The organism is Hyphomicrobium sp. (genome assembly GCF_036262015.1).
Lineage (GTDB): Bacteria > Pseudomonadota > Alphaproteobacteria > Rhizobiales > Hyphomicrobiaceae > Hyphomicrobium_C.
Genome location: NZ_DATAJR010000006.1, coordinates 1 through 21,197, shown reverse-complemented (window position 1 = coordinate 21,197; position 21,197 = coordinate 1). Strand labels below are relative to the sequence as shown.

Annotated in this window: 22 protein-coding genes; 10 read left to right on the top strand and 12 right to left on the bottom strand. The window is 61.1% G+C overall.

Features of this window, described 5'->3' with window-relative positions:
* Positions 1 to 129 precede the first annotated feature (129 nt).
* Positions 130 to 1,029, top strand: coding sequence for a polyphosphate kinase 2 (gene ppk2 / locus VHO05_RS05640; protein WP_329645622.1), 900 nt, complete (start codon positions 130 to 132; stop codon positions 1,027 to 1,029).
* A 120-nt stretch (positions 1,030 to 1,149) separates the two neighbouring features.
* Here the strand turns inward: ppk2 and VHO05_RS05635 are convergent, their stop codons facing one another.
* The gene (locus tag VHO05_RS05635) at positions 1,150 to 1,593 is read right to left on the bottom strand and encodes a hypothetical protein (protein ID WP_329645621.1); all 444 of its coding nucleotides are present in this window, start codon (positions 1,591 to 1,593) and stop codon (positions 1,150 to 1,152) included.
* Between the two features lie 190 nt (positions 1,594 to 1,783).
* Here VHO05_RS05635 and VHO05_RS05630 point away from each other — a divergent pair, with 190 nt between their 5' ends.
* Together VHO05_RS05630 and VHO05_RS05625 are read left to right on the top strand one after the other, a co-directional pair.
* On the top strand, positions 1,784 to 3,316 hold the full coding sequence (locus VHO05_RS05630) for a hypothetical protein (RefSeq protein WP_329645620.1): 1,533 nt from the start codon (positions 1,784 to 1,786) through the stop codon (positions 3,314 to 3,316).
* A gap of 61 nt (positions 3,317 to 3,377) precedes the next feature.
* Complete coding sequence (locus tag VHO05_RS05625; protein WP_329645619.1) at positions 3,378 to 4,202, top strand: thermonuclease family protein; 825 nt, start codon at positions 3,378 to 3,380, stop codon at positions 4,200 to 4,202.
* Between the two features lie 43 nt (positions 4,203 to 4,245).
* Here the strand turns inward: VHO05_RS05625 and VHO05_RS05620 are convergent, their stop codons facing one another.
* The 5 genes from VHO05_RS05620 to VHO05_RS05600 form a co-directional block, all read right to left on the bottom strand.
* Complete coding sequence (locus tag VHO05_RS05620; RefSeq protein ID WP_329645618.1) at positions 4,246 to 5,331, bottom strand: CarD family transcriptional regulator; 1,086 nt, start codon at positions 5,329 to 5,331, stop codon at positions 4,246 to 4,248.
* A gap of 485 nt (positions 5,332 to 5,816) precedes the next feature.
* Entirely contained in the window at positions 5,817 to 6,155 is a 339-nt protein-coding gene (gene fdxA, locus VHO05_RS05615) for a ferredoxin FdxA (RefSeq protein ID WP_329645617.1), read from the bottom strand.
* 105 nt (positions 6,156 to 6,260) lie between these two features.
* A complete protein-coding gene (locus VHO05_RS05610; protein ID WP_329645616.1) occupies positions 6,261 to 6,668 on the bottom strand; it encodes an RNA-binding S4 domain-containing protein in 408 nt (135 codons plus the stop codon).
* Positions 6,665 to 9,817 carry a helicase-related protein gene (locus tag VHO05_RS05605; RefSeq protein ID WP_329645615.1) on the bottom strand — a complete coding sequence of 1,051 codons (3,153 nt, stop codon included), beginning with the start codon at positions 9,815 to 9,817 and terminating at the stop codon, positions 6,665 to 6,667. The genes VHO05_RS05610 and VHO05_RS05605 overlap by 4 nt, the downstream gene beginning before the upstream one ends.
* A 213-nt stretch (positions 9,818 to 10,030) precedes the next feature.
* On the bottom strand, positions 10,031 to 10,891 hold the full coding sequence (locus tag VHO05_RS05600; protein ID WP_329645614.1) for a DUF3108 domain-containing protein: 861 nt from the start codon (positions 10,889 to 10,891) through the stop codon (positions 10,031 to 10,033).
* Between the two features lie 377 nt (positions 10,892 to 11,268).
* Here VHO05_RS05600 and rpmB point away from each other — a divergent pair, with 377 nt between their 5' ends.
* Positions 11,269 to 11,562: a 50S ribosomal protein L28 gene (gene rpmB / locus VHO05_RS05595; protein WP_329645613.1), complete on the top strand. Its 294-nt coding sequence runs from the start codon at positions 11,269 to 11,271 to the stop codon at positions 11,560 to 11,562.
* A gap of 93 nt (positions 11,563 to 11,655) precedes the next feature.
* Here rpmB and VHO05_RS05590 read toward each other — a convergent pair whose 3' ends face one another.
* The 3 genes from VHO05_RS05590 to VHO05_RS05580 form a co-directional block, all read right to left on the bottom strand.
* A complete protein-coding gene (locus tag VHO05_RS05590; protein WP_329645612.1) occupies positions 11,656 to 12,144 on the bottom strand; it encodes a VOC family protein in 489 nt (162 codons plus the stop codon).
* A gap of 42 nt (positions 12,145 to 12,186) precedes the next feature.
* A complete protein-coding gene (locus VHO05_RS05585; protein ID WP_329645611.1) occupies positions 12,187 to 12,849 on the bottom strand; it encodes a methyl-accepting chemotaxis protein in 663 nt (220 codons plus the stop codon).
* Between the two features lie 311 nt (positions 12,850 to 13,160).
* Complete coding sequence (locus VHO05_RS05580) at positions 13,161 to 13,412, bottom strand: GlsB/YeaQ/YmgE family stress response membrane protein (RefSeq protein WP_329645610.1); 252 nt, start codon at positions 13,410 to 13,412, stop codon at positions 13,161 to 13,163.
* A gap of 614 nt (positions 13,413 to 14,026) precedes the next feature.
* Here VHO05_RS05580 and VHO05_RS05575 point away from each other — a divergent pair.
* The 4 genes from VHO05_RS05575 to VHO05_RS05560 all read left to right on the top strand — a co-directional run bounded on the left by VHO05_RS05575 (position 14,027) and on the right by VHO05_RS05560 (position 16,804).
* Positions 14,027 to 14,746, top strand: a complete 720-nt coding sequence (locus tag VHO05_RS05575; protein ID WP_329645609.1) for a GntR family transcriptional regulator — start codon at positions 14,027 to 14,029, stop codon at positions 14,744 to 14,746.
* Between the two features lie 543 nt (positions 14,747 to 15,289).
* Complete coding sequence (locus VHO05_RS05570; protein WP_329645608.1) at positions 15,290 to 15,820, top strand: antirestriction protein ArdA; 531 nt, start codon at positions 15,290 to 15,292, stop codon at positions 15,818 to 15,820.
* 200 nt (positions 15,821 to 16,020) lie between these two features.
* Positions 16,021 to 16,236: a transcriptional regulator domain-containing protein gene (locus VHO05_RS05565; protein ID WP_080758809.1), complete on the top strand. Its 216-nt coding sequence runs from the start codon at positions 16,021 to 16,023 to the stop codon at positions 16,234 to 16,236.
* A gap of 46 nt (positions 16,237 to 16,282) precedes the next feature.
* Positions 16,283 to 16,804 (top strand): DUF2285 domain-containing protein, encoded by a 522-nt coding sequence (locus VHO05_RS05560; protein WP_329645607.1) that lies wholly within the window; start codon positions 16,283 to 16,285, stop codon positions 16,802 to 16,804.
* A gap of 124 nt (positions 16,805 to 16,928) precedes the next feature.
* Here the strand turns inward: VHO05_RS05560 and VHO05_RS05555 are convergent, their stop codons facing one another.
* The 3 genes from VHO05_RS05555 to VHO05_RS05545 form a co-directional block, all read right to left on the bottom strand.
* Positions 16,929 to 17,861 carry an IS5 family transposase gene (locus VHO05_RS05555; protein ID WP_329645606.1) on the bottom strand — a complete coding sequence of 311 codons (933 nt, stop codon included), beginning with the start codon at positions 17,859 to 17,861 and terminating at the stop codon, positions 16,929 to 16,931.
* A gap of 296 nt (positions 17,862 to 18,157) precedes the next feature.
* On the bottom strand, positions 18,158 to 18,970 hold the full coding sequence (locus VHO05_RS05550; protein ID WP_033450617.1) for an APH(3')-I family aminoglycoside O-phosphotransferase: 813 nt from the start codon (positions 18,968 to 18,970) through the stop codon (positions 18,158 to 18,160).
* Between the two features lie 105 nt (positions 18,971 to 19,075).
* Complete coding sequence (locus VHO05_RS05545) at positions 19,076 to 19,363, bottom strand: DNA -binding domain-containing protein (protein WP_029074272.1); 288 nt, start codon at positions 19,361 to 19,363, stop codon at positions 19,076 to 19,078.
* Positions 19,364 to 19,826: 463 nt separating this feature from the next.
* On the opposite strand from VHO05_RS05545, the gene VHO05_RS05540 reads away from it, so the two are divergent.
* Together VHO05_RS05540 and VHO05_RS05535 are read left to right on the top strand one after the other, a co-directional pair.
* Positions 19,827 to 20,096, top strand: coding sequence for a helix-turn-helix transcriptional regulator (locus VHO05_RS05540; RefSeq protein ID WP_018426335.1), 270 nt, complete (start codon positions 19,827 to 19,829; stop codon positions 20,094 to 20,096).
* The coding region (locus tag VHO05_RS05535; RefSeq protein ID WP_329645605.1) for a replication initiator protein A at positions 20,097 to 21,197 on the top strand (1,101 nt) is incomplete at its 3' end.

Sequence of the window (21,197 nt, the reverse complement as noted above, 5' to 3'; positions counted from 1 at the left end):
TCGGTTTGCATTTCATGGTATCCAAAGCTCGGACCCTCACGGCTCTCTGTTTGGCAGCCAGATAAACAACACTTGTGTGACAGTTCATCGAGGGTGCGCCGGGAATTCAGGACGAGGACCGAGGCCAGCATGGGCAAAGGGAAAGACGAGAAGGCCGCAAGCGGCGGAAAGGCCAAGCCGAGTCCGCCCTTCGACATCGACGATCCGACATTTCCGCCGGACCTCGAGGAGCGCGCCCTCCAATCCGGAGGGTTTCCGTATGACGACAAGATCAAGCGCAAGATCTACGAAGACCAGCTTCAGGAGCTGCAACTCGAGCTGATTAAGTTGCAGGATCACGCCGAGGCCCAGGGCGAGCGCATCGTCGTCGTCTTCGAGGGGCGCGACACCTCAGGCAAGGGCGGGTGCATTACCCGCATTCTCGAGCGGATCAATCCGCGACACTCGCGTTCGGTCGCCCTGTCGAAGCCGACTGAAGCCGAGCGGGGACAGTGGTACTTCCAGCGCTATATCAGTCACTTGCCGACAAAGGGCGATATGGTTCTGTTCGATCGGAGCTGGTACAACCGCGCGGGTGTCGAACGCGTCATGGGATTTTGCACCGAAGACGAAGTTGCCCGTTTCCTGCGCGACGCCCCCGAGTTCGAGGCGCTGCTCATTCGCGACAATATCCGCTTCTTCAAGATCTATTTGACGGTCGGCCGGGAGATGCAACTCAAGCGCTTTCACGAGCGCAGACATGATCCGTTCAAGAAGTGGAAGGTGACGGAAATCGATCTCGCGGCGATCGGGAAGTACGACGACTACACCCGGGCGGAGGTCGAAATGCTCCGTTACACGCACACAGCGACCAGCCCTTGGACGGTCATCAACGCCAACGATCAGCGGCGCGCACGGCTCGAAGCCATGCGGGTGATCCTGTCCGGGATCGACTACGCGGGTAAGGACAAGAATGCCATCGGTGAGATCGATCCCAAGATCACGATGAGCGGCGCGGCGTACCTCGCCAAACTCAACGGCCAGCCCTGAGGGCTATTCGTCGCTTCGGGCCTGATGGCCCGAAGCGATCGTGATCATCACAGTGGGACCGATGATTCACGCTTCGGGCTGATAGGGCCCGAAGCGATCATGGTCCGGATTCACGTGAAATCAGGGCAGCCGGCAGCCCGACGTGAGAAATCCGTAGAGCCAGGCCGTCGCCGCACCAAAGCCCGCAGCCGCCAGCAGCACCGGCCAGATCAAATTGACATCGTTGCCGAAGAACAGCGGCTCGTTCCGGATCAGCGGCAGAACAATCAAAACGCCGATCAATGCCGGGCCGATCAAACCGAGAATCGTCCCCCGCACCGTCATAGAGCCCTTAGGCGGGTTGCCGAGAATGAGAGCGAAAACCGCGCCCCAGACCCCGCCCCAAAGCGCGTCGGTAAGAAGCTGCGGATAGCCGGTCAAGGCCGATGGTTCCATCGACCAGGGCACGCGCGTGGCGTACCCCGAATTGTACAGCCACAAGCTAATGGCCTCGTGCGCTGTAAGCAGAGCCAGTACTCCGGCAATGAAGCCAAGTACGAGGCTCTTCAGTGAAGCTCCCTCCATCGTCCTCTCCCCTTCGTTGATGCGCCCCCGCGCTCCTTTTTGGTCAGTATTGACTGCTTCCCCGATGTTGCAAAGGGGCGAGTAGGCCTTCTCGAACCCCGTGCGCACGCTTTTCCCTCCAGAATTGCGCCGAACAAACATTCAACCTTTGATTGTTACACTTCATCCTATCAACTTTGGAGGATGCATCATGCCGGTTGTGAGCGTCGAACGGGTGCCGGTTCGAATGTGGAGCCTCGGCGTGCTCGGGTTCGACCATCTCCAGATCGTGTTTCAGCACGAGTTCTCCCGGCTCAAGCCGCGCCAAGACGAGTGGTTCGTGATCGAGGGGGTTCGCGATGTGGAAGGACCTCACGTCCGGCTCGGGGTCGAAGGCTGGGACGGCGCAACGACGCTGTCGGATGCCAACAGCGGTTTGGCCAACGAGGCGCTCGCTGAGCGGATTGGCACGAGCGGAAGCCGTGGAGCGCGCGTCGTGGCCGAGCATGCTTCGGCTCTCGACCTCTGGGCCACACTGACGTCGTTTGCGGCAGACGTCCACGCGCAACAGTTTCCCTACATTCCGTGGACGCTTCCGGGATCTGCGCTTCCAACTATCAACTCCTCATCCCTGGTTGCGTCGCTGCTGCATCATGCGGGTGTCGACGTGGACGCGGCCCTCCCATCGGGGCTGCGCTTCTCCCCGGGAACGACCACGCTGCTCGGAACGTCGCGCGGCGACACCCTCGAAGCGGACGCGAGGTTCACGACGCTCGTGGCGGGAGACGGGGACGACATTCTCGCTGGCGGCAACGAGCCCAGCCAGATCGAGAAGCTCTATGGCGGTCGCGGAAACGACACGCTGCGCTGGTCCCTCGGTTTCAACATTCTCCACGGCGGCCAACCCGGCCTGGCCTACGACCAGGATGGAACCGACGCCGTCGACTATACGGGAGCGGGCCCGGTGACGATCGAAGCGCCACCGCAGAGCGTTCCCCACCGTACCCCGGACTTCATCGCCGGTTTCAAAGGAGGGCTGGACCACCTGTACTCGATCGAAGAGATCACGTGGAACGGGACAGGCGACCGTGTCGTCATTGGCCGAGGGGTTGGCCTCACGTCCACGCCGCCCAAGTTCAAATTTTCTCCCGCGAACGAGACGACCGGTGGCGATGGGAATGTTCTCGATCTTTCCCAAGCCGAAGTTGGCTTCGATGTTTGGAGTTCAGCGAGCGGCGATCTTCGCCTTGTGGGGCGCCGGGATGGCGGCCACGCTGAGCTCGCGGTCTCGGGCCTCCCGCGCGTGGTCGCGTCGCCTCACGCGGATCGCTTCATCCTCGTAGAGGCTGGTTCCTCTCTCACCGTCGAGGACGCGTCAAAGGACGACCGCATCATCGTTCCATGGACACCATCGCGCATCGTCACGAGCTACGACACCGCTACCCGAGAAGCGGTGTTGCGGCTGTATGCTGACGAAGCGGAAACGCCGCCTGCAGAAATCAGCATCCGCCGTTTTGAGCCTGGCGATCTCGCGCTCGATCTCTCGCAACCGTTCAGGCTCGAGCCGGACGGAGAGCACGACTCGGTGCTGGTTTCTTGGGCGTCGCCGGTCGCCGGCGATGGTCCATGGGCGTTCGGCGATGCGCTGGCTGTCGACGCGTTGGGCTTCGGAAATCCTATGGGGGGCTTCTTCATGCCGAGCGTAGCCGATCTTGGAGCGGTGGTCCTTCCAGGCTTCGAGTAGTTCATGAGCTGGTCGACATGGCGGCCTCGTGTCATGGTCGCGCTGCTACCGGGGGCTTTCCATGGTCCGTACAACGTCTGTTTGCGGTTTCTGGGTGTTGTGCTGTGCTCTCGCTGCGGATGCACCTGCGTCCTGCGCCCCCGAAGGCGGATCGCCCCACGCGATGGCGCGTGTTCTGGACGGCGAAACACTTCTTCTCGAAGACGGCCGGGAAGTCCGCTTGATCGGCGCTCTGGCGCCTGCGAACGCACGCGAGGCTGCGCAAGCGCTCGAGGATATCACCGCCAGTCGTTCTGTTACCCTGCGCTATGAAGGCAGGCGTGAGGATCGCTATGGGCGCGTCCTGGCACAGGTTTTCGCCGCTCGTGAAGCCGGTGATCCGGTCTGGATCCAGGAACGGCTGGTCAGCGGCGGCTTTGCGCGCGCCTATGCCCTGCCCGGCAACACCTCGTGTCTTGCGACGCTCCTTGCTGCAGAGGACGCGGCGAGATCACATCGCCGCGGCTTTTGGAAGACAGGGTTCTTCCACGTCCTGAAAGCGGACGATACCGAGAGTCTGCTTACGCTCTCCGGACAATTCGCGATCGTTGAAGGCCATGTGTCCAGCGTCTCCAATACGCAGCGAACGACCTATTTAAATTTCGGGGCAGACTGGAAACGCGACTTCACCGCAAGCCTCTCTCGCGGCCTCGTCGAGGCCGCCAAAGACGGCACGGCACGTGTCTCAGCATTCGCAGGACATCGGATCCGCGTACGCGGATGGATCGAGCGGCGTAACGGTCCGATGGTGGTTCTCAACTCGCTCGACGAGATCGAGGTGCTCGAAGAAAATCGACCCTCTGCTGACGACAGCCTCGGGACGGAAAAGCAAACGGGCCCCCGCTGAGTTCAGCGGAGGCCCGTTGCCCATGAACGTATGAGCTAGCTGTTTACGCGGCCTTCATGTCGGCGTCGTCGCCACCTTCGGCAAGACGGCGGCCACGCGCGCTCTTCGAGAGCACATCGGTGATGCGCTGAACTGCGCCGCGCTCGTCAAGCTTCTCGACGGCAGCGATCTCACGGGCCATGCGATCGAGCGCGTCCTCGTAGAGCTGACGCTCGGAATAGGACTGCTCGGGCTGCGCTTCGGAGCGATAGAGATCGCGTACGACTTCAGCGATCGAGATCAGGTCGCCCGAGTTGATCTTCGCGACGTACTCCTGAGCGCGACGGCTCCACATGGTGCGCTTGACGCGGGCGCGGCCCTTCAGCGTTTCCATGGCCTTCTTGACGACGGCGTCGTCGGCCAGCTTACGCATGCCGACGCTATCGAGCTTGCCGGTAGGCACGCGGAGCGTCAGCTTCTCCTTGTCGAAAGTGATGACAAAGAGCTCAAGCGACATGCCCGCGATTTCCTGCTCCTCGATGCCGACGATACGGCCGACGCCATGCGCGGGATAAACGATAAACTCGTTGGTCTTAAAGCCGTGGCGCTGGCTCACAGACTTCTTCTGCGCGGCGAGGATCTGCTGAGCAGCAGCCGTCTTCTGAGCGATATCCTTGGGGGTCGTCGTCGGCTGTGCAGGCTGAACCGGCGCGGTCAACTTCTGACCGCCGGTCTTGGCGAGCGCAGCAGCAGCGCGAGCCGGGCTGACCGGCGTGTGCGCAGGACGCGCGGCGGCAGCAGGCGCGACGGTCGCCTTGGGCGCTGCAGCGGCCTTGGCCGGAGCAGACTGAGACGGAGCGGCGACCGGCTTCAAGGCGGGCTTCTTACCTGCGCTAGTTGCGGCAACCGCTTTCTTCATCTCGGGTCCTTTCACGACAGATTTTGCAACAGGTGACTTCTCAACGACAGCCTTGTTAACGGCAGGCTTGACAGCGGCCGGCTTCTTGGCATGAGTTGCGGGGGTGACGGTCTTTTTCGCGCCAGCCTTGGTGGCAGCGGACTTGATCTTACTAGTGGGCCGGGAAGTAGTTTTAGACGCGGCGGGCTTCGGCGTCCGAGCCTTCGCTTGCGCTTTATTCTTCTGAGCCATCGGCTTCTCACTCTCTCGTATTACACATAGGCCAACCCCGGCTTGGGCCGACCTCATCCGTCATTCTGCACACGGGCCTTACGTCAACCCGCAGGCAGTGCAGTCACGCGTAAACCCGGCTCGTCGGCACGTCACCTTTGCCGCCGCTCCAGGAGCTCCCCACATGTCGGGCTGCCAATCCGAAATAGCTACCCGCTTACCTATTCCCGGACGATAAGTCACAGTATTCAGACGGATACCTCCACGGAGGACACACCTTCAGTCACACGTACCTAGGATGTCGCCAGGGCCGCTGTGCTGCGTTAGTCCGTCGTATGTTCCTGCTCGGTTCTAATTTGTCCGTGGATTACTTGTAACACAAATTTCATGAAAATTGAAGCGGCGACCGGAATGTAGGTGTTCCAGGCCTTAAAGAAACTGATTAAGTCTTCATATTGGTGCGTTGCACACTCTGGCCATAAAGCTTCCAGAGTTGCAGTTGAATCTCAGTCGCCTTTGCCCGGCTCTGAAGAAAAATATTTATCGAACTTGCCCTCTTCATCCTTGTATTGCTCCGCTTCAGCCAAAGCTGGCTTCTTCGAAGTAATATTGGGCCACTTATCTGCGTATTCGCGGTTGACCTCCAACCAGCGCTCCAAACCGGGTTCCGTGTCGGGTTTGATGGCTTCGACCGGGCATTCCGGTTCACACACACCGCAATCAATGCACTCGTCCGGGTGGATGACCAACATATTCTCGCCCTCGTAGAAGCAATCGACAGGGCACACCTCGACGCAATCGGTGTACTTGCACTTGATGCACTTCTCGTTGACGACGTAGGTCATTGGGCGGGTCCGGATCTTCCTCGTGCGGGTTGCTCTGGTCTGTGCCAAATGCCAGACACCATAGCAAGCCCCGCAACGTCACATCGCTTTGGAGAGCGGCTTTCCTTAAGTTTTGCCCTTGAGTTCGTCGATCAAGCGCCGGTCGCGCTTGGTCGGACGGCCAGCGCCGGCGGTCCGCTCAGCCCAAGCAAGCGAAGGCGGGCTTTGCTCGGGATTCTGAGGCGGGGTCAGGTCCTCGTAGAGCTGGCGAGCCTCAGCGGCCGGTCCGCGACGCTCTCCCAGAGCAGCGACGCGCAAGACGCGCACATTCTTGTATAGGCGGGAGGTGATCACATCGCCGACCTTGACCGTCTGGCTGGCCTTTTCCGCCTTCACACGGTTGACCTTGATCTTGCCTTCCGTAACGGCCGTTGCCGCAAGCGTGCGGGACTTGGCGACGCGAGCAAACCAAAGCCACTTGTCCAGACGCTGCGACGTCTCCGGGCTCGGTTGGCCGGCCGGCTCTTTCGTCATGGCGAGTTCTTTTCTCGCGCCTGTTTGGCCAAGGCATCACGCAGCGCGCCCAGCGACGCGAACGGCGAATCCGGATCGATGGTGCCCTTTTTCGGCGGAGCGGCCGAGCGCATCACCGGGGCCTGCCGTTCCTCATGGCGGCGCCTGTCGTCACGCCGCTCATCGCGGCGGCGCTCAGTGCCAGGCCCAGCGTCCCGGCGCTGCGGCCGCTGTCGGTTGCGGTCATGCTCGCGCGGTGGCCGATCACGGTCGCGCTCGCGCCGCGGCGGCGGGCTGCCTGCGTCGGCTCTGGGCGCGGCTCCTTCGGCGGCCGGCACAGAGTTCTCTCCTGCGGCCGCTGCGGCCGGGGCTTCAGTTCCGCCACGCCGCTCGTCGCCGCGACGACGGCGGTTCTGATGACGTTCCCGGCGATTTTCCGGCCGATCCCCTTCGCGCCGAGCTGGGCGATCTTCACTGCGGTGGCGCCGCGGACGCCAGACATCGATAACGATGGTTTCGACGGCAGGCACATCTGCTACCGTTTCGGCCGCAACCTGCTCTGACGGCTCCGACGCGACCACTTCCTCCGCAACGGCGGTCGGCGCGTTCGCGGCTTCCGCCGTCACCAGCTCACCGTCCGCATTTGCGGCGTCGATCGCCGGTTCGGCCTCTACGCGTTCGGTCGCCGCTTGATTGGCAGGCTCCGCCGGACGTGTCACCGTCTTCCGGTCGAGCCTGAAGCCCAGCGCCTTGAGCACATTGCCAAGCTCATCGGGCGAGCACCCGAGGATCGACATCATCTCCGGGGTGACGATGAAACCGCCGTCGCCTGTTGAGCCCTTGGGCGGCGCCGTCGCAGCCTCGGGGTTCTGACGCCAAGCGAGAAGCGGACGGATCAGATCAGCAAGGCGCTCCAAGATGTCGAGACGCACGGCACGAGGTCCACAGACGTGGAACCCGTGCGCCCGATAGAGGGCCTCCGGGATGGCCGCATTGACAGCTGCGGATGTCAGGCCCGCCCGCGGAAGCTCCGGCAGCGTGTCGAGAGAAAGACCATGCGTCGTGGCGTGCTTCAGGGACCAGAGCGTGGCGGCAAGCTCTGCGGGGGCGGGTTTCAGCAGGGCCGGGAAGTAGATGTTGAAGGCCCCAAAACGAACGCCGTACTTGCGAAGCTGCGCACGCGCCTCCTGGTCGAGAGACTTCATCATATCGGTGATGAGTTCGCGCTTCAGCGCGCCGAAGCTTTCCGTGAGGCGGAAAGCGATGCCGCGCGCAAGGCCAGTGACGTCCTCCGCCTTCGCGATCTCAACCAACGGCTTCAGGCGATCGGCGATGACCTCGTCGCGCCACGCTTCAAGACGTGCCTGGACTTTCTCGCGATCCGGGCCGGACAGGTGCTCGTCGGCAAGCAGCGTCACCTGCGGCTTCAGCGGATCTTCAGCGGCTTCCAACACCGCGATCTCTTCGTCGCGCCACAGGATCCGCGCAGACCGGCTCAGCTTGAACGCATCGATCTTCGCCGCCGCGACACGGCGAGCGCGCATGCCGAGTTCGCGAGACAGGACTTGCGCCGCTGCGCTGCGGGCCGCTTTGCCGTGTATGCCTTCGCCCTGCGTCTCGGACGAGAAACGGAAGCCGCGCAGGCGACCGACAAAATGGTTCTCGACGTGAATGGCGCCGTCTTCGGCAATTTCCGCGTTGAGTTCTTCCTTATCGCGCAGTCCCTTCATGAGCGCGCTCGTCCGACGGTCGACGAAGCGCTGCGTGAGTTGTTCATGGAGCGCATCCGACAAAGCATCCTCGATGGCGCGGGTCCGACCCTGCCAGTGCGCGGGGTCTTTTAGCCAGTCCGCGCGGTTGGAGACAAAGGTCCACGTTCGAATATGTGCGATCCGGTTGGCGAGCGTGTCGATGTCGCCGTCCGTGCGATCCGCAAAAGCGACCTGCTTGGCAAACCAGTCTTCCGGCACGCGGCCTTCGGGACTCATCAGGTAGCTGTAGAGCGTTCCCACCAACTCGGCGTGGTTCTGCGACGAGATCTTGCGATAGTCCGGGATCTGGCAGACTTCCCAAAGGCGGGACACCGTGGCCGTGTTGGTCGCGAAGCGCGCGATCTCGCGATCGTTCGCGAGCGTTTCGAGCGCGAGCACGTCGTCAGCCATGCGGGCGCGCGCAAGGCGCGGCTCGTTCGGCATCTCACGCAGACTGTCGCGCAGGCGATCGAGGGTCGCGAAATCGAGGCGACGATTGCGCCATTGCAGGACGCGCACATTGTCGAACGTGTGCGTTTCAAGCCGCTCGATCAGATCGGCATCGAAGGGCTCGCAATTTCCTGTCACACCGAACGTGCCATCGTTCATGTGGCGGCCGGCGCGACCGGCGATCTGACCGATCTCGCCAGGCGTCAAATTGCGGAAGTTCTGGCCGTCGAATTTGCGATTGGCCGAGAACGCCACGTGGTCGACATCGAGATTGAGGCCCATGCCGATGGCGTCGGTCGCGACAAGGAAGTCGACGTCGCCCGACTGATAGAGCGCAACCTGCGCATTCCGCGTGCGCGGCGAGAGAGCGCCCAGGACAACGGCCGTGCCACCGCGCTGGCGGCGGATCAACTCGGCGATGGCGTAGACCTCGTTCGCGGAGAAGGCGACAACCGCCGAACGGCCCGGGAGCCGCGTGATCTTCTTTTCCCCGGCATAGGTGAGGCGCGAGAGCCGCGGGCGAGAAATGAAGTTCGCACCCGGGATCAGATCCTGGATCGCCTCGCGCATCGTCTGCGCGCCGAGCAGCAGCGTCTCGGCGCGACCGCGCGCATGGAGAAGGCGATCGGTGAAGACGTGTCCGCGCTCGGGATCCGCCGCAAGCTGGATCTCGTCAATGGCGAGAAAATCCACGTCGACGTCGCGCGGCATCGCTTCGACGGTCGCGACCCAGTACCGAGCGCGTTCGGGCTTGATCTTTTCCTCGCCCGTGATGAGCGCGACCTTGTCAGCCCCGATGCGTGCCGAGATCTTGTCATAGACCTCACGCGCCAAGAGCCGCAGCGGCAGGCCGATCATACCACTCTCGTGGCCTAGCATGCGCTCAATAGCGAGATGCGTCTTGCCGGTGTTGGTGGGGCCGAGGACCGCGGTTACATTGCGAATGCGCGCTTCCAGATCGCTGGCCATACGCGAGATCTCCTTTGAAGAGCCCCTGGCATTGCATTGGAGGGGATCGAGATCAAGCTTTTCGTGCGGCGCGATGCGCGCCACTCATTGCGGAAAATGCATGGCAGGCGAGGAAAAGTCACACCTGCCCACAAGGCCCCCACCCTCCAATCGAAAAAGAGCACCACGGCTCGCGGCCGCAGTGCTCTCGGAAAGACGGTGTATGTTCGCCGATCAGTCGACGGAAGCTAGCTGCCCCTGGGGAAGTTCGATATTCACGCGCTCGAGATTGATGCGTGCCTCCCCGGCAGCGGTCGGAACACCAACGGACTGCGGAAGCATCAACTTGGCCGACGGGATCATCCGGAAGGAAATTTCAATCCCGTTGGACGCCGCCAACTGGCGGGTTTCCTCGGTCGGACGATAGCCAGCGATCGGCGTATATTTGACGCGGCAAACTACGGCCGTCTCACCCGATACACCAGGAACCGCTTCCTGACGGGCATATCTCAGCTCGACATCGAAGCGCTGCTTGCCATCGAAGATCGCAACCTTTCGGCCGCAGGGCGTGGGTGCATCGGTATGCGTGATGGCCAAGATCGCGGTCAATGGATCGAGCACACCTTGGATATGCGTACGGGTGAGCGGCACCGTGTCCGGCGCGTCCATCATTGCCGGTAGAACTTTGAGGGACTCGACACCCTCTTGGCCGAAGCCCATGGACACGGACCCGCTCCGCACGGAGCTTTCATAGTCGAAACGGAAGTCGGAGGGCTTGGGGCTCTTGGCCTTCACAACGCCGGACGAATGCGTGACGCCCTTCCACTGAAACACACCGAGCAGAGCCGAAATCTGGACATCCGTCTCCAGGCTGTACTCACTGCGGCTGACGTTGGATTTGAAACGGAAGGACCCAAGATCGAACCCATTGAGAGTGATCTTATAGCTGGCGTCCACTTTGACCGGCGACACACCAGGCGCAACTGGGGCGGCCGTGGCGAATGGGGATAGTGGGGTCAACGCGGCGAGGGTAGCGGTACCCAGACCAATTACGCACGCAACAACGCGACGGGACTGTACTTGGCACATGATCATACTCACCACCCACACCTCGCGTAACTCTCGCGAGACCGGGCAAAAGCGGTTTACGATTTACATCCAGGGCTGCATTCTGCCGCCTAAGGCTTAACAATTCCCTCTCGGATGCGCCGGACTGACACGGGCCTCCAAGCCTGTTAATCCCCAAAACTTCTATTCCGTTCCGAAGAGCATTAATTTGGCGGTGTGACGTCTGCGGCGCATCGTGCATTTACAGCCTGTCTTGACGCCTCCAAGGCGGCTCGCGTATAGAAAGCGCCAACGGTCCCGCCGATCCCGGTCTGCGGGGCCATTCTCATTGATTTTCCCCGTGATTTCGGGTCCGCCTCTAGGCGGTCGGCCGGTCGTGGGGCGACCGAGCAAGGATTTGCCAGATGACCAGGCGCTGTGAGTTGACGGGCAAGCTGCCCCTTTCGGGCCAGCTCAGGAGCCACGCCGAAAACAAGACGAAGCGCAAGTTCCGTCCGAACCTCGTGAACGTCTCGCTGATCAGCGAGACGCTCGACCGTCAGGTGAAGCTCCGGATCACCGCGCATGCGCTCAAGTCCGTTGAGCATCGCGGCGGCCTCGATGCGTTCCTGGCCAAGGCTTCGAACGAGGAACTCTCGCCCGATTGCCTGAAGCTGAAGCGCGAGATCGCGAAGGCAAAGGCCGAAAAGGCCGCCTAAGGCTTTACTCAGCGGTTTGCTGTTTTATTCGCCCGCCGGTTCCCGACGGGCGAATATTTTTTGTCTGGCGGGTTTCTTTATTGTCCGGTGGTTTCAGGCCGCCACGAGGGCTTCGAGATCAAGGGGCGCCGTTGTCATGGCAAGCGCTCCGTCCGCCGTGCGTGGCCATTCCTCCTGCGGGCGGTCACGGTAAAGCTCGACGCCATTGCCATCAGGATCGCGCAGATAGACGGCTTCGCTTACGCCGTGGTCGCTCGCGCCATCGATCTCGATGCCTGCACGCACGACACGACGCAGCGCATCCGCCAGAGCCGCGCGGGTCGGGTACAGGATAGCAACGTGATATAAACCCGTCGTTCCGCGCGCCGGCGGCGATCCGCCTTTGCTCTCCCAGGTGTTGAGCGCAATGTGGTGATGATAGCCCCCGGCCGACAGGAACGCGGCCTGTGCGCCGTAGCGCTGCGTGATCTCGAAACCCAGCACGTCGCGATAGAAGGCCAGGGCGCGGTCGATATCGGCGACCTTGAGATGCACGTGTCCGATGCGTGTTCCGGGATCAACGGGTGGATTTGCTGCGGTCATCTGCGGCTCCTACCTGACACGCCGCAAATAGGTATCGGTGAGCTAGATTGCGATGGCTCCGCGCAAATGGGTGAGCTCATTCGACATGCGATTGGTTACCGCTTCACCCTGATCGGCAAGGCTCGTCATTTCCTGGGCGACGACACCGAAGCCGGACCCGTGCTCCAGGGCACGCGCCGCCTCGATCCGGGCATTCAGGGCGAGCAGCCGGAGAGTCTTGAGGGTGGTGCGTATGTCTGCTGCAGCACTGTCCACCTTGTCGAGGGCGGCAGAGCCCTGCGTCAGCCGCTCGGCTAGCCGGGACAGTGCGCCGGCCTCTAGGATGATTCCGTCGAGAAAGGCGGGTTGCCCGGTCTCGGGGTTGATGGTCGCCGACCCGCCTCCGGTCTCATGCACGTAGAGAATTTTGCCTGAGCTGTGGCGGATCCGGTAGCTGACCTGCCAATTGCCACCTCGCGCCAAGGCGTCGGCCACAGCAGCATCAACCTTGGCAAGATCCTCCTGCACGATGAGCGTCGCGAAACCCGTGCGGTTGCGAATGAAGGCGCTGCCATCATGACCGGTCAGCCGCGCGAAACCGTCCGACAGCCAGACCATCGCATAGTCGTTGCTGTTGTAGCCGCGGTACATGAAGCCATCGATGCGGACACCGATGCTCCTCAAGAAATCTTCGGCGGAGAAGGCAGACGCCTCTAGGGTGGTCACTGCGGTGGCTCCGTTTGCCCTTGCGGAAGTTCGCGGGATTTGAGCCGATTCGCGGATCAAATGGCACGCACAAGTTTGCGCATCTCGGCGATTTCCATGCCTGCGCTTTAAGCAGGGCGTCGGGCAGGATGGGCCGGATGTCGTGCCCTCACCAACGCCACTCTGTGAGGGCGACAGCCGGTCGGAACGGCGTGCCGATCAGCCCAGCCAAAGCCCGAATGGCTCGGCAGATATGCGTCGCGATCATCCCGAAGAAGTCTGGAGGGCATGGCGACCCCCCCCGGTTTCGCCATGCCCCTTGAGGATCAACGTCAGCGGGAAACGAGACTGACGATAAATATGACCAGAAGCGCGCCGATCGTGGCATTGATGATGTCACCCAGCAGGCCGCCACCGATGTAAAGGCCGAGCCGCGGCAAAAGCCATCCAGCCACCACTGCACCGACGATGCCGAGAACGATATTTCCGAGAAGGCCAAAGCCTCCGCCTTTGACAATCTGGCCCGCGAGCCAGCCCGCAATCGCACCAATAATCAGCCAAATAATGATGCCTTCCAAAGCCATGTGTCGTCCTCCGGTTTGGACTAACGCAGACCCGCGCTTCCAGGCGCGCCGAGCGGTTCCTGCCGTCGGCATCACGCCCACGAAGCTCATGAGACGTTACTTGTGTTCGGAACACTGCGAAACATAGCCGGTGTGCAGGTGCTCAGTGTCATGACGGCAGGAGACACGTTCCGATCTATTTCCTGCCATTCAAATACGGTCCATCCGGCTATTCTCCCAATGGCCTATTTCTTACGCAAATGTAAGAACGTTTGTGTGCAATACATAGTGCCGAATATTATTCGAAAGGCGACCGCGCTGAGATCGTCCGCATTCTGCTAAAGCATATTTTCTGATTTATTTTTCTCAACGCCATCGTCTATCTAGTTGATATATTTAATATTTTATCTCTTATTTTATTTGCTGAGCGCACGGCGTTCAACATGTCCTATAGAGTACAGGGTTAGACTCTTGACGGACATTTCTCCGTGCCTCGAAATCCACATTATAACCCACAGTTTTCTACAGTCAGTCGACTGCACTTTACGTCGCTATCGTTTATTCTATCCTTGTGAGTCGATGGTATCGGTGCCAGGCAAGTTTTGCTTTGTCAGCTTTCATTTTTGGAGCTTGCAATGCCATATCTTGATAATCGCCTCATGGCGCGCCCGCTGTATTTGCAGGTTCGAGACGTCCTTGTTCAAAGGATCGTCGTCGGCCAGTGGAAGCCGGGCGGAACGCTCCCAAACGAAACGCTTCTGGCTCAACAGCTCGGAATCAGCATCGGAACCGTGCGCAAGGCACTCGATCTGATGGAAAGCGAGCGCATCGTCACGCGCCGCCAGGGCCGCGGCACGTTCGTCAATGACTATGCCTCCGAGACGCTGTTCCCGTTCTCGACCTTCCATAACTTCGAAGGACAGAGGATCTCTGGGACCAAGCGCGCCAAATCGATCAGCCGTGTGCAAGCGGACGCCGAGGAAGCCTCGCGCCTTGGGCTACAGCGCGGTGAGGAGCTGATCAAAGTCGAAAGACTGCGGGAGCATCAAGGCCGCATCTTCATGACAGAAACCTGCCTTCTTCCGGCGCGGTACTTCAACCGGTTGCCGGATGACCTCGGACCCTACCGGCTCTCGGCTTTGGCTCAGCTCAACGGCATTCTGGTGGGGCCTGCCGACGAGCGTGTCGACGTTGCGCTGGCCACCGCCGAGGATGCGAAGGATTTGGATGTTGCCGACGGCACACCCTTGCTGCGCCTTGATCGGACGATCTTCTCGGATCAAGGGGACAGGCTCGAATGGCGTGTGGCGCGTTGCGCCCTGCGACATGAGCGGTATGTCGTGAGGTTCGTTTAGGGATCGGATGCCAGAGGGACTAGGGCGCTGACGCTGTACGTCGCCGCCACTCTGCTACAATTGCCGCTGACTGGCGCGCCCCACCGGGTGAAGATGACAACTACGTTTACTCCATAGCCCTATAAATCAGGGACCGAGAATCGACCGGAAACCAATGGTATTACAATGGGTTTCCGGTCGATACGTTTTCACCATGTGTTTCTGCGGACCCGGCGCTAAAGCGCCGGGGCTTTGTCACTGGCGGCTCTCCGGCTCTCTACAGCGCAATGTGGTAGCGCGTTCGCCTCCGGGCCGGCGCGGCTGCCGCCGCGTCTCATCTGATCGTTACGAAGAAAATTGCTAAGGGCGTTGCCCTCGCGCGGCGCAAGAAAACTCTCCGGCCTTTCGCGGCATAAACGGCCCGCTCCCCGCAAGCGGGTCCCCTCCATTTATTCCACGGTGCCAAAGACTTCTCCTGCGCCTTGCTACCCGTGGCTCGCCGCCGGGCAAGGGTTCAGGAGCGGCGCTGCGCTGCTCTGAACCCCAAACCCGAGGATCAGAGACATGACCAACCTTTCCGACAGCAATCCCCGCATCTATGTCGCCTGCCTTGCCGCCTACAATAACGGCTATCTGCATGGGGCTTGGATCGAGGCGGATCAGGACGCGGACGAAATCAGGGACGAGATTGCGGCCATGCTCGCACGGTCCCCCATCGAGCACGCGGAGGAATATGCCATCCATGATTATGAGGGCTTCGAGGGCGTCACGATCAGCGAATATGCCGGCATCGACACCGTGGCACGCATGGACGCTTTCATCGCCGAGCATGGCGCGCTAGGCGCTGGCCTGCTGGATCAGTGCGACGATGACATGGACCAAGCCGAAACCGCCTTGCGGGACTGCTATCACGGCCAGTTCGCCAGCCTTGCCGACTTCATGGAGGACTTGACCGCTGAAAGCGGCATGGCGATCCCCGAGGCGCTACGCTACTACATTGATTGGAAAGCAATGGCCCGCGACGCTGAAATGAACGGCGAGTTTTTCACAGTCGAAACCGCACATGACGAGGTGCATGTGTTTTCCAGCCAATGAAAGCCGGAGCGTCTTGCCCGCACTTTTGCGGGCGGGCGTCTCGCAGAATCATCGAAATAGTGTTAAGCAGAAAATAACCAAGAATGATCGGGCTGGCCGCTCAAGGTATCTGCTTTGAGCGGCTTCTATATTTCCAGCGATCTTTGAACCTCTAAGGGCTGGGCGCTGCCTTGCGCGCCCCGGCTTTGGGAGGTGACGCCATGCTTAGCATCGACTGGCGTTCGCCGGTGGCATACAGGCACGCGAAGCACATTTCGGCCGCCGGTTTCGCTTGGGAATATCTGCGCCGGAATGACGATTATCGTCAGGAGTTCCAGACCATCGCACTAACCGGAGGACCGTCCGGCCGTGACCTTGAAGCGTTCGCAGATCGCTGGGGGTTGCGATTTCCCGTGCGATCCCGACGCGCCGCATGACCGGCCGCCACCAATCTGGAGTCCGAGCCTTCAACCGCAAGCGGTGATGCTCTCGCCGGTCGAGCATAAGGACGGCGACACCGAACCGATATTGACGCTTGCCCATCTCGCCGGCCTCGATCTGCGCCGCGCTGCCGATGGCTGGCACGGCATCTGGCAGGTGGATGGCGTCGCACATCAATTCTGGCTTCCCGAGCCGGTGCCGGATGCCGCCGCCTTCTATGCCGTCACCCTGCCGATGGATTCCTTTCTGGAGCTTCGCGCACACGCTGCGCGCCGTTTCTGGCGGTCCCTCAACGGCCGCGCACCCGGTCCCGACTTCCGGGCCGTTCCCGCCCAGCTCCGGCAATGGCACACCCTTTCCCTCCGCGCGCTCGACGCCCGCCTACGCGACGAGAGCTATCGCACCGTCGCCGAAGTCCTGCTCGGCTTTCGCGGCACCAAGGAGGATTTCGAGAATGACCCGCGCAAGAACAAGGCCCGCCGCCTAGTTGCGCATGGCATCAAGATGATGCGCGGCGGCTATCGCCTGTTGCTTCATTACCCGATCAAACCCTGCAAGCGTTAATCGTCTGCGAGCCCTATCTGTCGAAAATCGTGTCGCAAATTTGTGCCACTTACGACAATGACATGCAACAGGCTCTGTTGCGCAAATCGCGTGTTGGCCGAGGTTCCCCTTTCCCCGGACAGACTTATCCCACGGCTTCCGTGACAGGTATGCCGAGCGCGGTGTAGCCGTTCAGGACGGCGATGCGGACCTGGAGCTCGGCGACCTGACGGTCGAAGTCCCGAGCCATGAGCCGCTGGCCCAGCAGCTTCACGCAATGCATCTTCGTCTCGACGCGGCTTCGGCGGTGATATCCGCTCCATCGTCGCCAGATCGCGCGGCCGAGGTATTTCGATGTCCGCAGTGCTTCGTTTCGTGCGACCGCACCGGCGGTGACCGTCTTCCACGGCTTGGCGTTCTTGCGGGGTGGGATGACTGCGTGGGCACCGCGATCGGCGATCGCGTCGTGGCACTTTCGAGTATCGTAGGCGCCATCCGCGGTGACGCTGCCGATCTGTTGGTGCGCGGGGATCTGACTGAGAAGATCGGGCAGCACCGGTGCATCTCCGATGTGGCTCGCGGTGACCTCGACGGCTCGAATTTCCAATGTTTCCTCATCGATCCCGAGGTGGATCTTGCGCCAGACGCGGCGTTTCGGGCCACCATGCTTGCGGGCGTGCCACTCGCCTTCGCCCTCGACCTTGATGCCCGTGCTGTCGATGAGCAGGTGCAGCGGGCCCTTCGACCCACGGTAGGGGATGTTGACGGCCAGGGTCTTCTGGCGGCGGGACAGCGTGCTGAAGTCGGGGACCGACCAGTCGAGGCCAACCAGCCGCAGCAGGCTCTCGACAAAACCGGTCGTCTGCCGAAGCGCCATGCCGAACAGCACTTTCATCGAAAGGCACATCTGGATGGCGGCATCGCTGTAGGTCTGCTGGCGGCCACGCCTGCCTGTCGGCGCAGCGTCCCAGCTCATCTCGGGGTCGAACCAGATCGTCAGCGAACCCCGGCGCTTGAGCGCATCGTTATAGGCTGGCCAGTTCCTGGTCCTGTAGGTCGGGGATGTGGGTCTGCTCATGCACCCCAGCTACCATGCTGGATTCACGAGATGAATCCCTCACGGGATTTGCGCAACAGAGCCCATGCAACACGGAAACCCCTTGCTTCTCCGAGACCGGCCGATCTGTTAGAGAATTTTAGAAATTGCGTGACGGTGATGGTATTTGCCGGTCAGATCGATAGGGGCCGTTAAAAATAGCACTTACGCTTCTCGCCCCCTATCTCGCAAGGGATGCAATTTCGAGAATGAAGGAGTTTGGTGGTTCTGCCACTGCCAGCCTGTGTTTCATTTGCCGTGGTAGCTGTCGTCTAATATCAAAAAAGCTCGTCCAACATCAGGTGGAATAGCAGCTTGCTTGGATCTGGCTTAGGAACGCCGTACCGGGCGAAAAACCTGTCCTGTAACGCCTCATCGAACTCTCCGAGACAGTTCCAGAGTATCGCCAAATCTTGGTAGCGGTCGGCAATACCGACACGGCCTGCGTCGATACAGCCGATTACCACACCATCCACCATAAGAAGGTTATCGAGCGAGAAGTCCCCATGTGTGACAACCTGATCGGCCATGAAAGGCAGGTGTCGATGCATTTCCTGCCAAACCTGTTCTGCTGTCCAGCCTTCGCGTTCCTCATCGAAATCGTCTTCTTCGACCAAGCCGGCGTCGATCCGTTTGCGCGCCAGTCCGAGTCGATAGCTATGATCGCTGGTAAATGGACATTCGCTGATCGGAATTGCATGTAGCGTCCGAAGGAAGTCCGCCAGCGCATCAACAATGGTCGTTCTCTCCTCTGGACGCGCTTCCAGAGCCTGATATGCGGTTTCACCTGCCAAGGCCGTCATAAGGAGCCAGGCTTCGTCGGTAGTGCTGACGAAATGCGTGACGGTGGGAACCGCGATGTGGTTGGCCATCCAACGCAGTCTAACCATCTCATCCACGAGATCATTGGCAACGGTATCGCGACCATGCTTCAGGAAGAGATCGGGTGCACCTGCCTTGCCGTAGAGCCGATATACCACTCCCCCGGACTCACCGACATTATTCCGCGCCCACGAATATCCCTTCACCTCTTCCGATAAACCCGCCGGCACTGGCATCGCCACGCAGTTTACTTCCCTATATTCATCCATAGCTTGCCTATATTCATCCATAGCTTGCGTAAATCTACTTGCGGGTAGTTGTCGCAACAATCCCGAAATCTGCGACAAGAAACAAGCTGAAATTGTCTCCGATCTTCATACCTTGTTGGCTACCGCCTGCTCCAGAATCTTCCGATAGCCTTCACGCGACAGCCATTGCGCGCGCTCCAGATGACTTTGCCAGCATCGGCGCGACCGAAGTTCCTCGGCGACGGGATCGCGGTGCAGCACGATCCGCGCGACCTCCTTCCAGTCCGCATCTTCGGCCTTCGCATCGAGAAGGCGCAGATACGTCACGAAATGCCGTTCGTCATAGACGGTTATGCTGTCGCCTGTCGGCGCGATGTCGTCCACATCGGGATCGAGTTCGACGGGAACCCGCATAGTCATTCCCCGTATCCGAGAGATTTTTGTCTGCGGTGCGCCCCCGCAAACGATTCTCTCTGACTCTTGGTGATCGGGGAGTTCGAAACCGTCACGAAACGGCCCCATGGCCTTTAGCTCGGAAAGCCTGTTGTATACGCCACAGGCTCCCCGACCATAGGTCAAGGAGTTGGTGCCGTTCTGGCCAGCACCAGCCATTCGTGAGGGGTTTCGACGCCCCAGAGCAGCGCGTCTGCTCCGCCTACATTCCTAGCCGAACCGTGCGCAAATGTCTTTGCCTATTCGGCATGGCAGGCGTTGAGCCGCTGAAATCCCTCATCATATTGGACGCGCGCCGCCCCGAAGGGGGGTGCCGTTAGCGCATAGGCGCAAATGCGGCACGCTACGCGCCGCCGATGCCTCGCCATGGTTCGCCACAGTCCGCTGCCGCCCCCGGCAGCCCAATCCCGACTGGAGGTGATCCATGCCCAACCCGCTTGCGGGCCTGCCGCCGCGCCTGTTGCGCACCAAGGAAGCCGCGCGCTTCCTCGGCATATCCATCCGCACCCTTGAGAAACATCGCACCTACGGCACCGGCCCGACCTATCGCAAGGTCGGCGGTCGCGTCCTCTACACCGTCCGCGATCTGGAAGACTGGAGCGCGGCCGGCGAGCGCAAATCCACCCGCGACAAGACCGCCGGCACCGTATTTCCCGCGCGTCCGCTCACCCCCGAAGAACGGGGCGACTGCTAGATGCTGCGCGAGGACGATCACGAGCCGGCGTTGCCGGGCGAGGACAGCGAGCGCAGCCGCCTAGACCCCTTCGTGGTTGCAACGGGCGACGCGCCGCCGCGCGACCAGCGCGATTTGATGGAACGGCCGTTCTTCTCGCTGGCGAAGACCCCGCGCACCAAGCCGATTCTCTACAAGACCGCCGACATAGAGGTGCAGGTGTTCGGGATGCCCGAGCACGGCATGGCGACCATATGGGACGCCGATGTGCTGATATGGGCGGCCTCGCAGATCGTCGCGGCCGAGAATGACGGCCTCACCACGTCGCGCTTTGTCCGGTTTACGCCTTACCATCTGTTGCGCGCCATCGGACGCCCGACCGGCAATCACCAATACCGGCTTCTGAAAGCCGCGCTGGCGCGGCTGCAATCGACCGTCATCGCCACCACCATCCGCAACGGCCCGCATTGGCGTCGCCGGCAATTCTCATGGATCAACGAGTGGGAGGAAATGACGACGCGCGCCGGCCGCGTCGAGGGCATGGAGTTCGTCCTGCCCGAATGGTTCTACAACAGCGTCATCGACCGCTCGCTGGTCCTGACAATCGACCCGGCCTATTTCCGGCTGACTGGCGGCATCGAGCGTTGGCTTTACCGCGTCGCCAGAAAGCACGCCGGGCACCAGCGCCACGGCTGGATTTTCGAGGTCGCGCACCTTCACCAGAAATCCGGGAGTCTCGCGCGGCCGTCCGACTTCGCGCTCGACCTGCGCCGGATCGCGGCCCGCCAGCAACTTCCCGGCTACCTGCTCCAGATCGAGCGGGAAGACGGCCGCGAGCTGCTGCGCATCCGCCCCGAAAACCTATCAACAGGCACTGTTGATAACCCTGTTAATGCCATCGGCAGATCAGGCGCACGGGGTATCGGCAGATCAGGCGCACCACTATCGGCAGATCAGGCGCACGAACCGCAGCTAACGCTTTGGCCTGAAAAGCGGAATCCGACCGCTAACTTATCTAACAGAGAATCTTCTTTAACTGTTTCTGTGGGTGCGGAGCACGCGCCCAGTGCCACCCGCGATCATCTTGCCAATGATCGTGCGCGTTCGCAACAAGCTGCGAAA

Excerpts from the sequence above, each read along its gene's own strand:
- VHO05_RS05575 (WP_329645609.1), top strand. The coding sequence starts at position 14,027 with ATGCCATATCTTGATAATCGCCTCATGGCGCGCCCGCTGTATTTGCAG.
- VHO05_RS05610 (WP_329645616.1), bottom strand. The coding sequence starts at position 6,668 with ATGACGAAAGAGCCGGCCGGCCAACCGAGCCCGGAGACGTCGCAGCGT.
- VHO05_RS05600 (WP_329645614.1), bottom strand. The coding sequence starts at position 10,891 with ATGATCATGTGCCAAGTACAGTCCCGTCGCGTTGTTGCGTGCGTAATT.
- ppk2 (WP_329645622.1), top strand. The coding sequence starts at position 130 with ATGGGCAAAGGGAAAGACGAGAAGGCCGCAAGCGGCGGAAAGGCCAAG.
- VHO05_RS05565 (WP_080758809.1), top strand. The coding sequence starts at position 16,021 with ATGCTTAGCATCGACTGGCGTTCGCCGGTGGCATACAGGCACGCGAAG.
- VHO05_RS05630 (WP_329645620.1), top strand. The coding sequence starts at position 1,784 with ATGCCGGTTGTGAGCGTCGAACGGGTGCCGGTTCGAATGTGGAGCCTC.
- fdxA (WP_329645617.1), bottom strand. The coding sequence starts at position 6,155 with ATGACCTACGTCGTCAACGAGAAGTGCATCAAGTGCAAGTACACCGAT.
- VHO05_RS05580 (WP_329645610.1), bottom strand. The coding sequence starts at position 13,412 with ATGGCTTTGGAAGGCATCATTATTTGGCTGATTATTGGTGCGATTGCG.
- VHO05_RS05625 (WP_329645619.1), top strand. The coding sequence starts at position 3,378 with ATGGTCCGTACAACGTCTGTTTGCGGTTTCTGGGTGTTGTGCTGTGCT.
- VHO05_RS05560 (WP_329645607.1), top strand. The coding sequence starts at position 16,283 with ATGCTCTCGCCGGTCGAGCATAAGGACGGCGACACCGAACCGATATTG.
- VHO05_RS05605 (WP_329645615.1), bottom strand. The coding sequence starts at position 9,817 with ATGGCCAGCGATCTGGAAGCGCGCATTCGCAATGTAACCGCGGTCCTC.
- VHO05_RS05545 (WP_029074272.1), bottom strand. The coding sequence starts at position 19,363 with ATGCGGGTTCCCGTCGAACTCGATCCCGATGTGGACGACATCGCGCCG.
- VHO05_RS05540 (WP_018426335.1), top strand. The coding sequence starts at position 19,827 with ATGCCCAACCCGCTTGCGGGCCTGCCGCCGCGCCTGTTGCGCACCAAG.
- rpmB (WP_329645613.1), top strand. The coding sequence starts at position 11,269 with ATGACCAGGCGCTGTGAGTTGACGGGCAAGCTGCCCCTTTCGGGCCAG.
- VHO05_RS05635 (WP_329645621.1), bottom strand. The coding sequence starts at position 1,593 with ATGGAGGGAGCTTCACTGAAGAGCCTCGTACTTGGCTTCATTGCCGGA.
- VHO05_RS05550 (WP_033450617.1), bottom strand. The coding sequence starts at position 18,970 with ATGGATGAATATAGGGAAGTAAACTGCGTGGCGATGCCAGTGCCGGCG.
- VHO05_RS05555 (WP_329645606.1), bottom strand. The coding sequence starts at position 17,861 with ATGAGCAGACCCACATCCCCGACCTACAGGACCAGGAACTGGCCAGCC.
- VHO05_RS05620 (WP_329645618.1), bottom strand. The coding sequence starts at position 5,331 with ATGGCTCAGAAGAATAAAGCGCAAGCGAAGGCTCGGACGCCGAAGCCC.
- VHO05_RS05590 (WP_329645612.1), bottom strand. The coding sequence starts at position 12,144 with ATGACCGCAGCAAATCCACCCGTTGATCCCGGAACACGCATCGGACAC.
- VHO05_RS05570 (WP_329645608.1), top strand. The coding sequence starts at position 15,290 with ATGACCAACCTTTCCGACAGCAATCCCCGCATCTATGTCGCCTGCCTT.